15 protein-coding genes are annotated in these 19,560 nt (G+C 36.7%); 6 read left to right on the forward strand and 9 right to left on the reverse strand.

The features are described 5' to 3' along the window. Positions 1–212: 212 nt before the first annotated feature. The 4 genes from ACFQU5_RS07055 to ACFQU5_RS07070 all read right to left on the reverse strand — a co-directional run bounded on the left by ACFQU5_RS07055 (position 213) and on the right by ACFQU5_RS07070 (position 3,980). Positions 213–1,058 carry a DegV family protein gene (locus ACFQU5_RS07055; RefSeq protein WP_390286143.1) on the reverse strand — a complete coding sequence of 282 codons (846 nt, stop codon included), beginning with the start codon at positions 1,056–1,058 and terminating at the stop codon, positions 213–215. A gap of 228 nt (positions 1,059–1,286) precedes the next feature. Next, positions 1,287–1,826, reverse strand: a complete 540-nt coding sequence (locus tag ACFQU5_RS07060; protein ID WP_390286145.1) for a DUF4440 domain-containing protein — start codon at positions 1,824–1,826, stop codon at positions 1,287–1,289. 278 nt (positions 1,827–2,104) lie between these two features. Further along, positions 2,105–2,779 (reverse strand): response regulator transcription factor, encoded by a 675-nt coding sequence (locus ACFQU5_RS07065; RefSeq protein WP_390286552.1) that lies wholly within the window; start codon positions 2,777–2,779, stop codon positions 2,105–2,107. Between the two features lie 34 nt (positions 2,780–2,813). After that, positions 2,814–3,980 (reverse strand): sensor histidine kinase, encoded by a 1,167-nt coding sequence (locus tag ACFQU5_RS07070; RefSeq protein ID WP_390286147.1) that lies wholly within the window; start codon positions 3,978–3,980, stop codon positions 2,814–2,816. A gap of 176 nt (positions 3,981–4,156) precedes the next feature. Between ACFQU5_RS07070 and ACFQU5_RS07075 the strand changes: the two genes are divergently transcribed. Then, complete coding sequence (locus ACFQU5_RS07075) at positions 4,157–4,789, forward strand: YigZ family protein (protein ID WP_390286149.1); 633 nt, start codon at positions 4,157–4,159, stop codon at positions 4,787–4,789. A 332-nt stretch (positions 4,790–5,121) separates the two neighbouring features. Continuing rightward, complete coding sequence (locus ACFQU5_RS07080) at positions 5,122–6,183, forward strand: LCP family protein (protein ID WP_390286151.1); 1,062 nt, start codon at positions 5,122–5,124, stop codon at positions 6,181–6,183. A 366-nt stretch (positions 6,184–6,549) separates the two neighbouring features. On the opposite strand, the gene ACFQU5_RS07085 is transcribed toward ACFQU5_RS07080, so the two are convergent. Further along, a complete protein-coding gene (locus tag ACFQU5_RS07085) occupies positions 6,550–7,620 on the reverse strand; it encodes a glycosyltransferase family 4 protein (protein ID WP_390286153.1) in 1,071 nt (356 codons plus the stop codon). Positions 7,621–7,913: 293 nt separating this feature from the next. On the opposite strand from ACFQU5_RS07085, the gene secA2 reads away from it, so the two are divergent. After that, positions 7,914–10,274, forward strand: a complete 2,361-nt coding sequence (gene secA2, locus ACFQU5_RS07090; RefSeq protein ID WP_390286155.1) for an accessory Sec system translocase SecA2 — start codon at positions 7,914–7,916, stop codon at positions 10,272–10,274. Between the two features lie 2 nt (positions 10,275–10,276). Beyond that, a complete protein-coding gene (locus tag ACFQU5_RS07095; protein WP_390286157.1) occupies positions 10,277–11,182 on the forward strand; it encodes an accessory Sec system S-layer assembly protein in 906 nt (301 codons plus the stop codon). Between the two features lie 276 nt (positions 11,183–11,458). Here the strand turns inward: ACFQU5_RS07095 and ACFQU5_RS07100 are convergent, their stop codons facing one another. Further along, positions 11,459–12,634 carry a C40 family peptidase gene (locus ACFQU5_RS07100; protein ID WP_390286159.1) on the reverse strand — a complete coding sequence of 392 codons (1,176 nt, stop codon included), beginning with the start codon at positions 12,632–12,634 and terminating at the stop codon, positions 11,459–11,461. A 344-nt stretch (positions 12,635–12,978) separates the two neighbouring features. Between ACFQU5_RS07100 and brnQ the strand changes: the two genes are divergently transcribed. Together brnQ and ACFQU5_RS07110 are read left to right on the forward strand one after the other, a co-directional pair. Continuing rightward, positions 12,979–14,280: a branched-chain amino acid transport system II carrier protein gene (brnQ, locus tag ACFQU5_RS07105; protein WP_390286161.1), complete on the forward strand. Its 1,302-nt coding sequence runs from the start codon at positions 12,979–12,981 to the stop codon at positions 14,278–14,280. A 143-nt stretch (positions 14,281–14,423) separates the two neighbouring features. Further along, complete coding sequence (locus tag ACFQU5_RS07110; protein WP_390286163.1) at positions 14,424–15,788, forward strand: S41 family peptidase; 1,365 nt, start codon at positions 14,424–14,426, stop codon at positions 15,786–15,788. A 118-nt stretch (positions 15,789–15,906) separates the two neighbouring features. Here ACFQU5_RS07110 and ACFQU5_RS07115 read toward each other — a convergent pair whose 3' ends face one another. From ACFQU5_RS07115 to ACFQU5_RS07125, 3 genes are all read right to left on the reverse strand, one after another. After that, on the reverse strand, positions 15,907–16,488 hold the full coding sequence (locus ACFQU5_RS07115) for a TetR/AcrR family transcriptional regulator (RefSeq protein WP_390286165.1): 582 nt from the start codon (positions 16,486–16,488) through the stop codon (positions 15,907–15,909). A gap of 273 nt (positions 16,489–16,761) precedes the next feature. Further along, positions 16,762–17,832, reverse strand: coding sequence for a CAP and S-layer homology domain-containing protein (locus ACFQU5_RS07120; protein WP_390286167.1), 1,071 nt, complete (start codon positions 17,830–17,832; stop codon positions 16,762–16,764). A 258-nt stretch (positions 17,833–18,090) separates the two neighbouring features. Then, a complete protein-coding gene (locus ACFQU5_RS07125) occupies positions 18,091–19,011 on the reverse strand; it encodes a C40 family peptidase (protein ID WP_390286169.1) in 921 nt (306 codons plus the stop codon). Between the last annotated feature and the right edge of the window lie 549 nt (positions 19,012–19,560).

The following is a 19,560-nucleotide window of genomic DNA, read 5'->3' on the forward strand; positions in this document are numbered from 1 at the left end:
CCTTTAATGATTTAAATGTCCGATAAATTTTAAAAAGTGTCCGATATTTTTGAAAAAGTGTCCGGTAAATAGAGAATAGTGTCTGGTAAACTTTAAAATCTGTCCGGTAACTTTTTCCTCCTGTTTAAAGAATCTGGGCTCAAACGAAACCCGCCCCCATCAAAACAGCCCCTACAACATCCGTAGAGACTGCACCACTTTAACTTAAAAAACTAAACCTTCTTCACCCAACCAAGTCCCAGTGAACCTTCACCAAGATGCGTCCCAATTACCGGACCGAAGTAGCTCAGGTTAAATTCCACATTTGGATAGTTCTCAGCCAGCTGGTTCATCCATTCACGTCCATCTTCTTCGCAGTTGGCGTGGATAACAGTGGCGATGTATTTGTCGCCTTTCATGGCATCCTCTGCTAGTAAGTCTTCGACGCGGCGCAGAGCTTTTTTCTTGGTACGAATTTTTTCGAATGGCACGATTACTTTTTCTTCAAAGCAAAGGATCGGCTTTACTTGCAATAGGCCACCTACAAGGGCAGCTGCGGCTGAAAGTCTGCCACCACGTTGCAGGTGAGCTAGGTCATCGACAACGAAATAGGCATGCATTAAACGCTTCATTTCTTCTAATGTAGCAAGGATTTGATCGCTTGTTGCACCTTGCTCGGCCATTTCTCCAGCCTTCAACGCAAAGTAGCCTTGTGGTGCACAAGAGATTTCGCTATCAAATGTATGTACTTTGATGCCTTCTACCATCTGGCCGGCTTGGGCAGCACCTTGATATGTACCGCTGATTCCGCTTGATAGATGGATCGAAATGACTTCATCATACTCTTTTGAAAGCTCTTCAAATAATTCAACAAATTTCCCTACTGCTGGTTGTGTTGTTTTTGGAAATGACTTTGACATGCGGATTTTATCATAAAATTCAGAAGAAGTGATTTCTACTTCCTCTTCGTAACTTCCATCTTCTAAATTCACACTAAGAGGAATCATTCGAATGTTGTAACGTTCTCTTTCCTCTTCGCTTAAATATGCTGTACTGTCTGTAATGACTGCAATGCTCATGGATACTCCACTCTCCTATTGTCCATATTTTACCGTACTTCGTGTTGCTTTGTGAATGACCTATAAGACAAAATCCTGAAATTAAATATTTCAACAATTTAGTTAAATCCAATACAAAAAAGTGCTTCGTATACGTTAAAAACAATTGTACACGAAACACTTTATCTTTTTGGAAACTTTCGTAAGACAAAATCCTACATTTCCCAAAAACTATATTACAAAATTCTCTTACTGTGCAGAGTCATTCCCAATATAATAGACGCTTGTCACCTTCCAGGCGTCGTCTTCTTTTACAAAGACGGTTACTTGTCGTCCACTGCTTGCTAATGCCGCATTTGTTTCGATTTCAGTCATTTGGATGTCTAGATTGGCATAGACCTGCGCTTCTTCTTCACTGTACTTTACAATCGTTGTGTCTTTTGCTGTTCGCTCAATATCATACTCCGCAAACGCTTGTTTTGCGGCATCTACATCTTCTTGGTATTCAAAGCCCTTTGGATTTTTCGAGAGGGTTTGGACATAGCGATCGATGTCTTTTGCATTAAATGCTGCAATATATTCATCAAAGGCCGCCAGAATTGCTTCTTGTTCTTCTTTTGGAATATTTGTAGCCTCTTCGATTTCATCGCCTAATACTTCAAAACCAATTTCATTTTCACTTTCAGTTTCTTCTGTACTTGCTGTAAGGTCTTCTGTCTTACTATCTTCTGTATTGTTACAAGCACTTAGCATAAATAGCGCTAAAGCTAGCATTAACCATTTTTTCATAAACTTATTACCTCCCGCGTAATTATTGTAGCATGATTGTCAAACTGTGGCTAATTTAGTAATATATACTCGAAAGTGTAATATTTTTTTATCATTTGTTATGTTACCGTTTCTAGGACGTTTTTGATACTCAAATTGTTTCCGAATATCTAATTTCCAGAATACTTAAATTGACCTCGAAGTAATATTACTCGCTTTTCTTATTCTAACCATTCCCTCCACAAAACAAAAAAATCCCAATCAACGAAATTAATCGTCAATTGGAATTCACATGAATTTTATCGAACTTCTACCCAACCATTTTTAATGGCAGTCACTACTGCTTGTGTACGGTCGTTTACGTTCATTTTTTGTAAAATGCTTGATACGTGGTTTTTTACTGTTTTTTCCGAGATGAATAAAGTTTCACCGATTGTACGGTTCGATTGTCCATCAGTTAATAATTGAAGGACCTCGCACTCACGTTTAGTTAGTAAGTGGAATGGACGGCGAATTTCCGTTTGGTGGAAGTTGCCTTTATTTTCATGCTCGCTTAAGCGACGGAATTCCGCTACCAAGTTTTTCGTTACTTTCGGATGTAAGTAAGACCCACCGTTCGCTACGACTTTAATCGCTTCCACGATTTCATCCGCATCCATTTCCTTTAGCATGTACCCTAGAGCACCAGATCTAAGTGCATGTGTTACGTAAGATTCATCGTCATGAATCGAAAGCATAATCACTTTTGCATCCGGGAATTCTGCAACAAGCTCTGAAGTTGCTTCTACACCATTCTTTCCTGGCATATTAATATCCATTAAGACAACGTCTGGTAAGTTGTTTTGGTATAGATTTAGCACATCCGCTCCATCATCGCCTTCAGCAACTACTTCAAATGTATCTTCAAAATCTAAAATTCGTTTTACTCCTTCACGGAATAATTGGTGATCATCAATAATAATAATTTTCGTCATCATAAATCCTTTTCCCCCTACAGTGGCTTTCTATTTAATTTTCGATTTTTAGTATATTTTCAGGTAAAGGGATCTTGAATAGAATACTTGTCCCATTACCCGGACTACTTTGGATTTCCATTGTTCCTTTTAGTAAATCGACTCTTTCCTTCATGCCGATAATGCCAAAGGATTGGTCTCTTGCAGCTTTTTTATCGAAGCCAGTGCCATTGTCCTTGACTAAAATGCTGACTTGCTTGCTAAGCCACTCTATTTTTACCCATATATCCGGTGATTTACCATGCTTTATGGCATTGTTTACACTTTCCTGAACTAAGCGGAAAATCGAAACCTCATAATCAGAAGGCAGTCTTTTTTCATCGCTAAACGTTTGGAAGTGAACTTGAACACCTGGATTGTATTCCATTATAGTGGATAAATATTTTTTTAATGTCGGTACGATTCCCAAATCATCGAGTGCCATCGGGCGCAAATCGTAAATAATACGACGAACCTCCGACAAGGCATTTCTTACTGTCTTCTTTAACTCGGCGATTTCCTTAATCGCAGCTTCCATGCCTTTTTCTCTATACGTTCTATCAATTAAATCAGAGCGCATTAGGACATTGGCCATCATTTGGGCTGGACCATCGTGAATTTCACGGGATAATCGTTTTCTTTCCTTTTCTTGTGCTGCAATAATTTTTATGCCGAAGTCTTGTTTAATTTTAGCATTTTCTAATGCAAGACTGACATTTTTTAAATCCGTCGTTAAATAATTTAAGACAACATTTACTTGGTCCACAATATTTTCAGCACGTTCAATCGTATCATATAATATTCTTATTCGACGTTCTAGATCGTCCCTCTTTTCACGTAGCCGCTTTTCTTCAGAACGTGTAAGAGATAAACGAATTTGGAGATCATTTGCTGTTTCGTAAGCTTCACGCACTTGTTCCTCAGTGTACAGATTGAAATTCTTGCTCACTTCTACTAGACGTAATTTAGCAAGCTGGGTTCTTTTCTCTAAATCATCACTTTCATCTATGATTAGTTTGATTTTTAGCTTAATGGATTCCACTTCTTCTTTTAACTCTTCAAAGCTGCTACGGCTTTGCTCACTAATAATGAATATATCATTTTTTGAACTTGTTATGGTTTCAATCATTCGATTAAAAATCACATCAAGCGAGCCAATATCAACTTTCTCGTTTGAAAACATACCTTTACCCCAATCCAATTGGTGTTAATATATAGTATAACAATAATTCTAGGTCTTGAAATGAAAAACCAGTAACTGTAATTGTTATTTAATATTATAACATTTTAGTTATAAAATTTAAGTAAATATACTACTATAGAATCTTTCATTTTTTGTAATAAAAAGGAGATAGCATAATGCGAAATGACTATAAATCTGTAAAAGGCTTGGGAGAGAGAGAAATTGTGATTTCTAAATCACGTTTCATTGCTTATGTAAACCGTGCGGAAACAGAAGAAGAGGCGATTGAATTTATCGAAAGCATAAAAAAGAAGCATTCCAGTGCAAACCATAATTGCTCTTGCTATATGGTTGGCGAACACGACCAAATACAAAAAGCCAACGATGACGGGGAACCTAGCGGCACTGCTGGCGTCCCTATGCTAGAAGTGTTAAAAAAACAAGGGTTAAAGGACACTGTCGTAGTTGTAACTAGATATTTCGGAGGCATCAAGCTCGGTGGCGGCGGTTTAATCCGTGCATATGGAAAAGCAACAACAGAAGGAATAGATGCAGCTCAAGTAGTGGAGCGAAAATTGCATCACGTTATGAAAATTTCCATAGACTATACTTGGTTAGGAAAAGTTGAAAACGAGATTCGCAACTCCAACTACGTCCTAAACGAAATACAGTACGCTGAAAATGTCGAAGTCCTTGTCGATGTGCTAAAGGACGAGGAGGAAAATTTCACAAACTGGGTTACAGAGCTAACAAACGGTCAGTCCATGATTACTTGTATCGATAAAAAGTTTGTGGAATTTGTAATTTAACCATCGATTTCAGGGTGAAGGATTTTTCGAATTTAATTTCGACAAATCCTTTACTCATATCATTAGAGTAAGGGTCGACGCGAAGTCATACATATTTCAAACTATTAATCTCATTAATCTATTAATTTTTTTTGATAGGTAACTTAAAATCTATTTTACTGTAATTCGACATCATAGTATAATTAGTCGTATTGGTTTAGTTGTCGGCACTTTTCTAGTTACGAAAGTTTTACCACAGATAATCAGGACAATCTTCGACATACTAAAAAGAAATTAAACGGCTATTTCCTACTATAAATAAATGCAATTCCTACAATTAGAGGAGAGTTTAGATGAAAAGATCAGATTTGAGAACAGTTAAAGAGAAAAAGCCGAAAAGAAAATTTTCGTTTGTTTTAAAGATACTTTTATTATTGTCGGCCTCTTTATTATTATGTGTCACGGCATATGGCGTCTACATAACAAAGAAAGCAGAAAAAGCAGTCGATAATTCCTACGAAGAAGTCGATCGCGAAATATCGGATAAGCGTCAAGCAAAGGTAGAACCTGTACAAGATAATGTCTCTGTCCTTTTCGTTGGTGTCGATGATAGTGAAGAAAGAGGTCAAGGTGCAGACCATTCCCGTTCGGATGCATTAGTCTTGGCCACTTTAAACAATGAAGCAAAAACGGTTAAGCTTGTCAGCATTCCGCGTGATTCTTACGTGTATATTCCTTATATTGACGATGAAGACAAAATTACGCATGCTCATGCATTTGGTGGAACTCTTGCATCAATTGAAACAGTAGAGGAATTATTTGATATCCCTGTAGATTATTATGTACGAATGAACTTCAATGCATTCATCGAAGTTATTGATGCACTTGGTGGAATTGAAGTCGATGTCGATATTCCTTATGCATTTTATGAGTTGGATGAAAATGATAACAAGTCCATTTACTTAGAACCCGGTTTACAAGAGTTAAACGGTAGTGAAGCCCTTGCTTTAGCAAGAACGCGTAAACATGATAGCGATATTATGCGCGGTCAACGCCAGCAAGACATTATTAAAGCCATCGCCCAAAAAGCTTCATCATTAACATCGATTTCAAAATACGATGATATTTTGGAAGCCATTGGGGACAATATGAAAACAGATATGACATTTGATGAAATGAAATCCTTCTTCAGTTACTTCACTGAAGGTATTCCTCAAATTGATGCATTAACTTTAAATGGATATGATGACATGTCTACTGGTACATATTATTACCAATTGGACGAAGAATCATTAGCTGAAACACAGCACATCCTGCAAAGTCATCTTGAATTAATCCCAGATGCCTCAAGCATCTCGGGAACGGACACAACAGAAAACGCTTCGGACCCAATTGACGATGTGACGACAAGATAAGAAAAGCGCAAGCGCCATGCTTAGCCCGACAAGCGCTGGAGGGACCTGACAAGGGTGTGCTTGCGCACGTGGGAGGTACCGAAGCGACCTCGAGGGGCTTGGCGCTGTAGCTAGACACTTTTCAAACTCATTTAAGTAAACCCGTGAAGAAATCTTCTTCATGGGTTTTTTTCATGAATTGTGTGAGAATTGTTTCTGTGCCTGGCACCCGAATGATTCTGAATTGTTTCGGATTTGTCTGTGCCTGTCACCCACACAAATCCAATTCCACACATGTACACAACCACCAACACCACAAAAAAAGCCACTCCCTCAATATCGTTATGCTAACGATACTTGGGAGTGGTTCTTGTTTTATGTTTGAATTTACTTATTAAATATTCGTACGAGGTTAATGAGTGGGCGATAATTTTTGCCTGCTAGTCCGATGACTTCAACGAATAGTTCGATGGCGACTAATAGGACAGTTACTAACAGGATAGCTCCCCAAATCTTTGCCATCGAGAAGATGATCGCGGCAATGCCGAACAAAGCAGCAATCCCATAAATAATCAATACAGAATTTCGATGCGAAAAGCCCATATCAATTAAACGGTGATGCAAGTGTGACTTATCTGGATCTGACCATTTCTGTCCGTTTCGTATACGGCGAACGATTGCAAAGAAAGTATCGGAAATCGGCACCCCAAGCATAATGACAGGGATAATGAATGAAACGATTGTAAAACCTTTAAATCCAAGTAATGAAAGCACTGCAATCATAAACCCTAAAAATAATGCCCCTGTGTCACCCATGAAAATTTTCGCTGGGTGGAAATTATAGAATAAAAATCCTAACGTACTACAAGCTAAAATAGCTGCTGTTGCCAAAACAAATACATTCCCCATGATTAAAGCCATACAAGCTAATGTAATTAGGGCAATTGTTGAAACACCAGCTGCAAGTCCATCAAGTCCATCAATTAAATTAATCGCATTCGTAATTCCTACAATCCATAAAATTGTAAATGGAATACTTAAGAATCCAAAATCCAACGAACCACCAAATGGTAAATTAATGACTTCAATTTGTATACCACCAACAAAGACAATAATACATCCAGCGACTAACTGGCCAAGCATTTTAGCCTTTGCCGAAATTTCACGCATGTCATCTATAATTCCGGTAATGACAATAACCGTAGCTCCCAACACAATCGATAATGGGATTAAAAATGGATTTACTCCTTCTGGGACATCTGGAACTGGTCTTAGTATAGCTAGTCCAACTATAAAAGCGATAAATATAGCTAAACCACCAAGTCGAGGCATAATCCGCGAGTGTACTTTACGATAATTTGGCGCATCCACTGCACCAATACGGAATGCTAATCGTTTCACTAATGGAGTAATTAAAATGGCTACTATTAGCGCCACGATTAAAGACACATAAAGCATGTCTCTCCTCCTCAAAAATAATATATATGCACCATAAATCTAGATTATTATAGCATGAAGTCCTGCGAAAATATAGCTTTTCTCGTTTACAAAAAAGGAACAATTGAGACAAATTTATTAAAGCTCGGTAACATTCCAGAATTTAGGAAATACTTACGTTAACTAATTTTTTTGTCGTTATTCTTACATCCCTCAGTTTTCCCTTCACCTGAAGTAGTCATACATTCTAAAATTTGATAGAATAACTATGTATCTAGTGTTCAACTAGACGATTCTTAAAGGAGCGTAAAAGAATGTTCTCAATTTTTAATCGAAACAAGGAAAAAACCAGTTCTCGAGAATTAAAAAGATACTATAAAATTGTAGATCAAATTAATCATCTTGAAGCAAAATACTCTCAGATGACAGATGATGAGTTAAAAAACATGACGTTTTTATTTAAAGAAAGGTTACAAAAGGGCGAAGAAATTAATCAAATCGTACCTGATGCCTTTGCGGTAGTTCGTGAAACAGCAAAACGTGTGCTTAATATGCGTCATTTCGATGTACAGCTAATTGGTGGGCTTGTCTTGACTGAAGGCAATATCTCTGAAATGCCTACAGGTGAAGGGAAAACATTGGTTGCTTCCCTACCCTCTTATGTTCGGGCATTAGAAGGAAAAGGCGTACATGTCATCACGGTAAACGATTATTTAGCAAAGCGTGACTTTGAGTTGATCGGTCAAATTCATCGTTTCCTTGGTCTTACTGTTGGTTTAAACGTCCCAATGATGGAGCCGAAACAAAAAAAGGACGCGTACAATGCGGATATTACCTATGGGGTAGGCACTGAATTCGGTTTTGACTACTTACGTGATAATATGGCCCATACAATTGCCGATAAAGTGCAACGTCCATACCACTTTGCAATCATTGACGAAGTAGACTCCGTGTTAATTGATGAAGCGAAAACACCGTTGATTATTGCTGGTAAAATGTCTTCCAATGAAGATTTGCACCACATTGCATCAAGACTGGCGAAACGCTTCAAAAAAGATGAAGACTACGATTTTGATGAAGAAACAAAGGCCACTTCCCTTACAGATACAGGGATTGAAAAAGTCGAAGCTGCTTTTGGTGTAGATAATTTATACGATTTAGAGCACCAAACACTATATCACTATGTCATTCAAGCAGTTAGAGCACACGTGATGTTTGAGCGTGATGTAGATTACATAGTAAAAGACGATAAAATTGAGTTAGTTGATATGTTTACAGGGCGTATTTTGGAAGGTCGTTCACTGTCGGATGGCCTGCACCAAGCAATAGAAGCCAAAGAAGGCGTAACGATTTCGGAAGAAAATAAAGCACAAGCACAAATTACGGTTCAAAACTACTTCCGTATGTATCCAAAACTAGCTGGTATGACGGGTACAGGTAAAACGCAAGAACAAGAATTTAAAGAAGTTTACGGAATGAGCGTTATTCAAATTCCAACAAACCGTCCTCGAATTCGTATGGACCAGCCGGATATCGTTTTCGAAAAATCCGACCAAAAATATGAGCGTGTCGCACAAGAAACCATTTCAAGACACCAAAAAGGACAACCTATCTTAATCGGGACAACATCGATTCTGCAATCGGAAAAAGTTGCAAGCTATTTAGATAAAATGGGCTTATCCTTTCAGTTATTGAATGCGAAAACAGTGGAACAAGAAGTGGAACTGATTTCACAAGCTGGTCAAAAGAGCCGTATTACAGTTGCAACGAATATGGCTGGACGCGGTACCGATATAGTTCTTGGTGAAGGTGTAGCCGAACTTGGCGGTCTTTATGTAATTGGGACGGAAAAACATGAAAGTCGTCGTGTTGACAACCAATTACGCGGACGTTCAGGGCGTCAAGGAGATCCAGGTGAAAGTCAATTCATCATCTCATTAGAAGACGATATGTTCCGCCGCTATGCTAGTGAAGAGATAGAAAAGTTCCAAAAGAAACTCGTTGCAGACGATACTGGACGCGTGACAAACAAAGAAGTAATAGAATTAGTAGATCGTACACAGCGTATCGTCGAAGGTTCGCACTTCTCTATGCGTGAATACAACTTAAAATTAGATGATGTCATCAATGACCAACGTCGAGTAATTTACAACCTGCGCGACAATGTTTTAAAGCATGACGATTTAATTGGCCGGTTAAAAACGATGTTAAATGAAACAATTGATTTTGCGGTTCGTGATAACGCACCAGAAGAACTCGATCCAATCGAATGGGATTACGATAAAATGGAAGAGAGTGTGAATTCCCTTTTCTTAACTCCTGTATCGATTGATAGAGAAGAAACAAAAGTAAAACGTATATTACAATCGATTCAACCATCACTGGATGAGTTACTGCAAACGATTGAAAGCTTCGAGGAAAATGAGGCGGTTATGCAAATTGTCCCTCGTGTGATGCTTGGCTTTATCGATTCAATGTGGGTTCGCCATTTAGAACAAATGACGCATCTAAAAGAGGGAATTGGGCTACGCCGCTACCAACAAGAAGACCCAATGCGTATTTATCAAAATGAAGGACTAGAACTCTTCGGTAAAAACTATCAAGAACTTCGTCGTTCAATCGTAGTAGAACTCGTAACATTTATGAAGAAGTTAAGTAATTCAGAGGAGGAATAACAGTGGGTTTATTTTCATTTTTCAAAAAGACAGACAAGGTCGGAACAGATAGTGCCATCGATTCTAAGGAATTGGGCCAAACTGCAGACCAAGCAGGTAATGCTAATACTGTAGAAACAAAGCTATCTTTCCACCCAGACTGGCATGTTCCTCAGGAGCAAAAATATATTTTCAATTTCTTGGCAAATGAATTACAGCCATTAAAAATAAATCAATTATCTTTAGCAGCCATCAATATTGAAGTGGACCCGCGAACAAAAGCTTGGAATGTAAAAGCTTTCGTACGTTCTTCATTAAACCAAGCGATTCAACTTGGCGAAATTGAATTACTTCTATTAGATAAAGAAGATAAACAAATCGCTTCAAAAAGTTTCAACTTTGCTGAACTTGGCAAGATTCCTGCCAAAAGTGCACGACCTTGGGTATTTACCTTTGAAAAAAGCACGGTAGCAGCTGATGAAGTGCCAGAAGAAGGATGGAAGATCGCTTTTAATCTGATTTCGTTAAGAGGCCACCAATTGGATCTAGACGAAACATGGAAAAAACAACTTCCAGAAGATCAACAAGAAGCATTGAAAAATATTGTCAAAGATTTACCGAAGCTAGGCAAAAACGAAGTAAACTTTACAGGCCTACAAGCAAAAGTCCATGACGATAAAAGCTTGGTTACTTCCATCTTTATTCGAAACGGCAATAACAAAGCAATCAACATCGAGCAGCTTCCATTAGAAATTGTTGATGCGAATGGCCAATTAGTAGCAAAAGGTTCATTTAGATTAGACCCAGCTCTATCAGTGCAACCCAACTCTACAAAACCTTGGACATTCATCTTCCCTGAAGACCTTGTGTCAAAAGAAGAATTCGATTTATCTCGTTGGAGCGCGAGAGTAACTCAACAGCAAAAATAAGAAGATGGTGACTCAAAAATTGTTGAAAAGACAGTTTTCTGGGTCATCTTTTTTGTTTAGCCTCTGTTAAGGTTTTAGAAAAACCGGGTTATCCGCCAAATTTGAATGTTTATCCGCCACTTTTATAAATATTCCCGCCAATTTTTGTCGAATATCCGCCTCTTTCTCATATATTTCCGCCAACTACCCCTTCTCTAATTAAAAAACGCAAGAATGCTAATATTCCACATCCTTGCGTCCCTTTAATAAATTAAATTAAAAACTTTAGATCTCCCACTACTTTACCTGATTAAATCGCTTGAACGCTACAAATTTTGACGACCAGTAGTCGTAAGAGAGTTTTGCGACTTGAACCCCGCTGCTACCTGCGTGAATAAATTGATTGTCTCCTATGTAAATGCCCATGTGAGAAATTCCTTCAATATACGTATTTTTGAAGAAGATAATGTCCCCTGGAAGTGGGTTCTCGACGATCGTCGTATCTTTCATAAAGTAGTCATTACTGCTTTTTCTCAGCAAATCCACCCCGGCATTTGAATAAACATACTTTACAAATCCACTGCAATCAAAACCGGCAGGGGTGTTTCCCGAGAATAAATAAGGGGTACCGATTAAAGAACGGGCAAGATCAAGTACTTCTGAATAGATTGCTTGTCCATTAGCAGTCACACTATTTTTTATCGGCTTCTCTTGCGATATCTTAGCATCAATCCGCTGATCGGATAGACTGACTTCCTTTGAATCTAGCACAGCCTCAGATTCACCCTGGCTAGATGAGCTGTTTACTTTTAATACTTGTCCAACATAGATTAAGTCAGAGTTAAATTGATTCCAACTCTTAATATCTGCTACGCTTACGTTAAATTTAGTAGCAATTTTCGATAAAGAGTCACCCTTCGCTACTTGATAAGTCTGCATACTAGTAGTTGATACAGGACCGGAACTGTTTGATTGTGACCCTTGTGGTGTAGATGAAGTAACCTTGCCATTGCCAATCTTGAGTTTTTGACCTACAAAAATCGCATCACTGCTTAACCCGTTCCATTTTTTTATATTGGCCACTGTCGTGTTTACTGCTCTAGCAATATTTGATAAGTTGTCCCCTTTGACAACTGTATAAGTAGAAGCAGTTGAATTCGTCACAACAGGTGCTTTGGGTGCTGTCGGTGCTTTTTGAGTTACGGTTTGCTTGCTCGAGGCAACTGGTTTATTCGAAGCAACTGGCTGCTTCCCCGCATTAACAGTCAGTACCTGTCCTACATAAAGGAAATCATTTTTTAAATTGTTCCATTGCTTCAGTTGGCTTACTGTGGTTTTGTTGACATTCGCAATTTTGGTTAAGTTATCTCCTTTACTAACGGTATAACTTGAAGCCTCTGCCATCGGGGCTACAATAGCAGCTGTTGCAATTACGGCAGTACTCAGTAGTAGTAATTTATTTTTCTGCAACATTCTCATCTCACCCTTTCTAGAAAACTATCTCTCTATTTCCATCATAACTATTTTAATGACAATTTTCTATCGGGTTTTACAAAAAAACATGCACTCCTCTACGATTTACTTTCCTATTCATTCTGCTAATTGTCTATCAACCCCTTCTTCCACCATCCATTAGCGTTACGATTCAAATAGTATTTTTTGATAACTGCTAATATTTTAATAAGTAAATGAAAAGAATATAAATATTCTATTTAATTCGTGGTTCATATGTGCTATAATACAACCTTGTGATGTCGAATTTTGCGATAAATTTTTTGAAAGTTTTTGCTTTTCAATCAGAAAGGATTTTGTTTTTTATGAAGTTCATGAAAGAGAATCTTGCAGTTGGATTTATGCTTTTTGCGTTATTTCTAGGTGCAGGTAATATTATTTTCCCACCGGAATTGGGACAAAATGCCGGAACAAACTTTATTCCATCAATAATTGGCTTCCTTATTACAGGTGTAGGTTTACCATTAATCGGAATTATTGCGGTAGCAAAAAACGGTGGAGATTTGCAAGTTGTGGCGAATCGGATTCACCCCGTATTCAGCATTATTTTTACATCTGTTATTTATTTATCAATCGGACCATTATTTGCGATTCCTCGTACTGGTGCCGTGACATATGAAATCGGGATTGCTCCATTTTTATCTGAGTCAGCAACTTCCAGCGCCTTACTGATCACGTCCTTACTTTTCTTTGCAATTGTTCTATATCTATCATTGAACCCGACAAAATTAGTGGACCGAATCGGTAAAGTATTAACACCCGCTTTATTGATTGTCATTGCTTTACTTGCGATTAAAGCGTTTATTACACCTATGGGGGATTTTGGTGAGCCACATGGCGTGTATACAACAAATGCATTCTCTGAAAGCTTTATCCAAGGTTATTTAACAATGGATGTACTTGCTTCTCTTGTATTCGGGATTGTAATTGTACAATCCTTGCAAGCAAAAGGCATTAAGGATCGTTCAAAACAAGTAAAAACAACAATTTTTGCAGGGATTGTTGCTGCACTTGGTTTAGCCTTTGTTTATATTTCACTTGAATATATTGGGGCAACAAGTATTGACTCTATTGGGTATATCGGGGATGGCGGCACAATTATCGCTCAATCTGCCAGAGTACTATATGGCAGTTTCGGAAATATCATTTTATCTGCCGTTATTATATTAGCTTGTATCACAACGGCGGTAGGATTGGTTTCAGCAAACGCGTCATTTTTCAATAAGCTATTTCCAAAGTTTTCTTATAAAGCGCTAGCTGTAATCTTTACATTATTTAGTTTCGTCATTTCAAACTTTGGATTATCAAAACTACTTTCAATTACTTTACCAGTATTGATGTTCATCTATCCAATCGCGATTGTTTTAATGTTCTTAGTATTATTCGATCAACTCTTCAACCGTGCACCAATTGTTTATAGCTTAGCTCTAATCGCCACGGCACTAGTTAGTTTATACGATGGCATTAAAACAGCAGGCTTTAGCATTAGCTGGTATGAAAACATTTTAAGTAAATTACCGCTTTATGATCAAAGCATTGGTTGGCTTGTACCAGCAATTGTTGGATTGGTCATCGGATGGATTATTCACCTACTTACTAGAAAGTAAAAAACTCCAAAAGTCCTAGAGGTTTCTTTTAAAAATCTCTAGGACTTTTTTATTGCAATAATCATATATTTCAGAAGGAAACATCTATTCTATTAATTTGAGTGTATAATAATAGTATTCTTATGATAAGAGGAGTTTTGTTCATGAAGCGATTTGCACCCATGTTTTTAGCAATACTATTATCCTTTTCACTGCCTTTTCATACTTATGCAGCTATTTTAGATGATGTAAAAGCGATTATTAAAAGTGATTATGTCGGTGAAATTAATGGGGATTTAAATAGTGCCACATCAATTGAAGAAGTCATAGACATGCTGGACCCTTATTCGGATTATTTTTCAAAAGAAGAATATGAATCTTTTACAAATGCAATCGAAATGGAAACGGTTGGAATCGGGATTGTGATTGAAAAACACGAAAAAGGAATCCTAATCGTCGATGTCATCGATAATGGGAGTGCCCATTCTTCAGGTTTTGAAGCTGGGGATATTATTACAAAAGTGAATGGTCAACCTACTAATGAGATGAGTATTGAAGAGGCCCAAACCCTTATAGTAGGTGAAGAAAATTCAATTGTTGAAATCGAATTATTAAAAACAAATGGCCAAACAGTCAACGAAATGATTAAACGTCGCTCCTTTTCGCTGCCAAATGTGATTTCTGAACTTATGTACGGAAATGTTGGATATATTTCAATCAATTCTTTTTCTGAAAACGCAGCAGAAGAAGTTGCTAATAGCTATTCGAATCTATTAGATCAAGGAGCTACTTCTTTTATTGTCGACTTACAAAACAATAGTGGCGGCTATGTGGTAACAGCCGAGAAATTAATCGGCATGTTCCCTGGTGCGACTTATGCATATAAGATCAAGCTTGCAACAAAATCCGGATTGGTACGTGCTAGCCAACAAGGCGTTGAATTCCCTACAAAAACACGACTTTTAGTCAATCGATATAGTGCAAGTGCATCCGAAATGACAGCAGCTGCATTACTTGACCAACATTCTGCCATTCTTTACGGTGAGCAAACCTATGGAAAAGGAACAATGCAGACTTTTTACGAGCTAGCTGATGAAAGTATTTTAAAGCTTACTGTTGGGGAATTTTTCGGTCCGAGTGGAACAGTTGTAAAAAATGTAGGGGTTGCACCCAACATTACCACGGCAACCAACCCTTTGTATCAAGCACATTACGATAGCATAGTGGAAAATCTAAAAAACTATAAAGAAATTAAAAGTTTGTTGAATGTGCCGACAACCAAAACATTTACTGTTAATTTCAATAAAGAAATCAGCTCTACTATAGCCTCTTCCTCTGTTAAGTTAGTTGAACTAGGCGGTTCGGAAGTAGACGTTTCCTTGAAAGTATCAGGAAAACAAATCAGTGTGACGCCAACATCCCCTCTTGAAAAAGGGAAAGAATATATTTTATTAGTTGAACCAACAATAAAAGACTTGAACGGAAGACCAATGACCAATGGTTTTTACTTAAAAGTCACTGTACAATAATGAGAAAAACACAACTCGATCAACATTCGGGTTGTGTTCTTCTATGTGGTTATCTTTGAGAGAGCTAAAAAAATCCCCACCGAAAGAATGAACTCTCTCCAGTGGGGATTTCTATATTCTATCTAGCAACTACTAGTGCATCTTCTTTTACAAAATAAATCGAGAATAGGTCTTCTGCAAGTTCTTTTGCCGATTTTTTGTTTGTTAATAAAAAAGTATTGGTTAAACGCTCAATAGAGCCCATTAAACTTTGGGAAACAATATGTATATCATTTCGTTGCAAGTTTGGATATTTCTCAACTTGACCCTTAAGAATTGTTTCAAATTTCTCCACTAGCTTTTCTTTCACAATGTGGGATTCTTCTGATTGGTATAACCCGATCTTTGTAAGCAACGGATTTGAAGCAAAATAATGCAGTAAATTTTCAACTACTTTTTGAAACTGGGTATCCTGCTGTACATGTTGTTCTTCCAGTATATTAAATAAATCATTTTGAAATTGTTGATTAAGATCAAGAAATAAAGAATCTTTACTTTCGAAGTATAAGTAAAAGGTAGGCTGCGTAACCTCTGCCGCTTTTACAATATCACTAATTTTAGTTTGATAGTAACCGTTAGTTGAGAATAACTCGATTGCTTTATCACGAAGTAATTGTTTGCTTTTTTCACCGTTTGAGTTTACTTTCCTTCCACGCGCCATATTACTCTTTCCACCTTATCCTTGTTATTACTAACTTAACTTTTCACTATTACACTGTTAATAATATTATAATATATTTCTAGAATATAATAAAGACTTTAGTCTTAGTGAGATTACCCCAAGATATTTCTACAGTAACTGTGTAAAGAAAAAAAATATACAATCCATAGGTAATTTTTCCTCTAAATAAAAAAAGCACCATAAATGATGCTTTTTGCTTCAAGTAATACGTCATTGTGAAATCTTTATTTTTTAGATATTAATTTATAAGTGCTATTTTGTTGAGAAAAGCTGTACCCAATAAATATCCCCATCATCACTCTCAACACAGGCAACACCCGTATTCGTATGAATTTTATTTAACATATTATTTTTATGAGAGGTAGATTTCAGCCAAGCCTTTACTACTGATTCAGGTGAAGTAGAGTTCTTCGCTAGATTTTCCCCAATACTCGTAAAGGAATAGTCGAATATTCCAGCCATATCCCAAGCATATCCATAATATTTTGAATAGTGGTCGAAGTATTTTCGATTAAGCATATCATTTCCTTTAATGACAGCAAGCTGAGCTAGTTTACTATCATATTGCAACGGGGCTAATCCTTGTTTTTCACGCTCTATATTCACTAATTCTATGACCTTCGATGACCATTTTGGGTGTTGATCAATTGTTTGGATATAATCCTTTTGTAAAAAGTCATAAATCACTTCATTTGAAGCGAGTTCACTGTGAAATGTCATTGAGCGGTCTAAAAAAATGGCCATTTGAGCTCTTGTTACTTTTTGATTTGGTGAAAAAGAATCCTTAGTTGTACCTTTTACAATCTGAATATCTGCCAACGATTCAATATAATTCTTTGCCCAATGCGTTGAAGATAAATCTCTAAATGAAGAATGGTTTTTCTGGTCTACCACTATATTAAATGAAAGACTAATAATTTTACAAAGTTGGGCACGAGTTAAAGAATCGTTGGGATTAAACTTTTCAGTATCCTGAATAATCCCGAGGCTAGTTAATTTATATAAAGCATGTTTATATGTTGCATTTTCGGGTACATCTTTAAATAAGAATTGAGTTTCTGTAGTTTTTTCCAGGTTTAATGTATTAAAAATAAACTGTACTGCGTCTGCTCTAGTAATGTACTGATTCGGATAAAACTTTCCATTGCTTAGTTCAGACATGATGTTCAATTCTTTCATTGTTGAAATCGATTCAAATGCCCAATGATTAGAAGAAATATCACTATAAAGTTTCTCATGAGACGAGCTCGCTTCTACAGAAGTTGCGAACATGAAGATGAAGATATAAGAAATAATCATCTTCTTAAAGAGATCATGTTTCATTTAGGTAACCACCCTTGCTGGTTAAAATATAATTAATAAGCACGAATGCTTCCCTTACATTATATACCATAATTTAACACAAAAACCGTTTTATATTAAATTATATACAATACTAGAAAAATAATTTTATCTCTCTTTATTGTTTTTGGATACTCTATGGTCTATCTAATAGTAGAAGTTCATAACATAGAAAAAGAGAGGTGTTAAGAAACAGCCTCTCCAAGGTTAATTAACTATTAAACTATTTACTTAATGAGTTTAGTTCATTGCTCGTTCAATGAATAAATCCAATTGAGTTAAAGTTACATTATCTTTTGCACCAAATGCCCCATTGCCTATACCAAGAGTTACTTTGTTTGATGCTAAGTTATTAACATAATCATATGCCCAATTACCTTTTTTCACATCAGTAAATTGAATTGTGTTGTCCTGTAATGTTAAATCGAATGCTAGTACCAAAACTTTTGACATTTCAGCACGTGTGATAGGTGAATTTGAATTAAATTTAGCATTTTCATCACCTTGGAAAATACCTGCATTTTGAAGTGCAGTAATTGCACCAGCATACTTATCTGATGATTTCACATCAGAAAACGTTGAAGTTGTATCGGAAGTATCTAGGTTTAATGCTTTAGCAAGTTGGTTAGCTACTTCTGCACGAGAAGCGTAGATTGAAAAGTCAATCGCGACAGATTTTACTTCTTCAACTTTTTTTGCAACCACTTCAGCTGGGAACTTTGCTATTTGTTTTGCACCAAGATAGCGATTCGCCCAATAAGATTCACTAAGCTTAGAAACTGTTACTCCTTTACTTGAAGAAGAATGAACGAATTGACCGTTGCCAACAAAAATCCCAACATGAGATACGCCTCTTCCAGATGTATTAAAGAATACCAAGTCACCTACTGCTAGATTGCTTTTAGACACAGCATTCCCTGTTGAATATTGCGCAGATGTTGTACGACCTAAGTTGATTCCTAAGTCAGAAAATACTCTTTGAGTAAAACCTGAACAGTCAAATCCATTAGTAGTTGTACCTCCATAAGAATAAGGTACTCCAATATATTTATACGCTGTAGTAGTTAATTCTTTATTTGTAGCTGCTTCTGCATCATTTGTAAAAGGACTTGCTAATAACATTAATGATGCGAATACAGGTAGTAACCATCTTTTCTTCATGTAGCGAAATGCTCCCTTCAAAATAACCATTTTCCGTCTTTTTGCTCTAGTAAAAGAGTAACATAAAAAATAGAGTAGTAATTTTTCATTTGTGTAACGTTTTACTGCAAAAAACGTCGAACGATATTTCGGCATAAACTAGCTAAAAACCCTATTAAACAAGTAAACTAACGAGTTAGCATCTCGTTTTGTAATATTCCTGTAATATAATTGTCTCATTTCGACGTATTGTTACTTAGAATTTTCTATACTTTTTATTTATTTCTTCAGATTTCCCCCATAAAATTTCAACGTTCTCAATAAACCTAAAAAATAAAAAATCCTTTGTGAGGAAACGGTGCCTCCAAAGGATTTTTAAATTTAATGAAAGATTTCATCCAAATTCGCTAATCATTTCGAACATTTTAGCTCAAAATAAACTTATTGTACTCACTCGAATTTACAAAACATTAATAATTACAAAACATAATCTTTACAAATTATATTAAGGTGTGAATCATATTGCTTAAAAACCTAATTTTGAGGAACCATCCTCTTTTTTTTATCTTT

This window comes from Ureibacillus sp. GCM10028918 (genome assembly GCF_042666115.1).
Taxonomy (GTDB): domain Bacteria; phylum Bacillota; class Bacilli; order Bacillales_A; family Planococcaceae; genus Ureibacillus.

Coding starts and splice junctions, on each gene's coding strand:
- ACFQU5_RS07125 (WP_390286169.1), bottom strand. CDS start 19,011: ATGAAGAAAAGATGGTTACTACCTGTATTCGCATCATTAATGTTATTA.
- ACFQU5_RS07055 (WP_390286143.1), bottom strand. CDS start 1,058: ATGAGCATTGCAGTCATTACAGACAGTACAGCATATTTAAGCGAAGAG.
- ACFQU5_RS07060 (WP_390286145.1), bottom strand. CDS start 1,826: ATGAAAAAATGGTTAATGCTAGCTTTAGCGCTATTTATGCTAAGTGCT.
- ACFQU5_RS07120 (WP_390286167.1), bottom strand. CDS start 17,832: ATGAAACATGATCTCTTTAAGAAGATGATTATTTCTTATATCTTCATC.
- ACFQU5_RS07075 (WP_390286149.1), top strand. CDS start 4,157: ATGCGAAATGACTATAAATCTGTAAAAGGCTTGGGAGAGAGAGAAATT.
- brnQ (WP_390286161.1), top strand. CDS start 12,979: ATGAAGTTCATGAAAGAGAATCTTGCAGTTGGATTTATGCTTTTTGCG.
- ACFQU5_RS07085 (WP_390286153.1), bottom strand. CDS start 7,620: ATGCTTTATGTGTCTTTAATCGTGGCGCTAATAGTAGCCATTTTAATT.
- ACFQU5_RS07080 (WP_390286151.1), top strand. CDS start 5,122: ATGAAAAGATCAGATTTGAGAACAGTTAAAGAGAAAAAGCCGAAAAGA.
- ACFQU5_RS07100 (WP_390286159.1), bottom strand. CDS start 12,634: ATGTTGCAGAAAAATAAATTACTACTACTGAGTACTGCCGTAATTGCA.
- ACFQU5_RS07110 (WP_390286163.1), top strand. CDS start 14,424: ATGAAGCGATTTGCACCCATGTTTTTAGCAATACTATTATCCTTTTCA.
- ACFQU5_RS07115 (WP_390286165.1), bottom strand. CDS start 16,488: ATGGCGCGTGGAAGGAAAGTAAACTCAAACGGTGAAAAAAGCAAACAA.
- secA2 (WP_390286155.1), top strand. CDS start 7,914: ATGTTCTCAATTTTTAATCGAAACAAGGAAAAAACCAGTTCTCGAGAA.
- ACFQU5_RS07065 (WP_390286552.1), bottom strand. CDS start 2,779: ATGACGAAAATTATTATTATTGATGATCACCAATTATTCCGTGAAGGA.
- ACFQU5_RS07070 (WP_390286147.1), bottom strand. CDS start 3,980: ATGTTTTCAAACGAGAAAGTTGATATTGGCTCGCTTGATGTGATTTTT.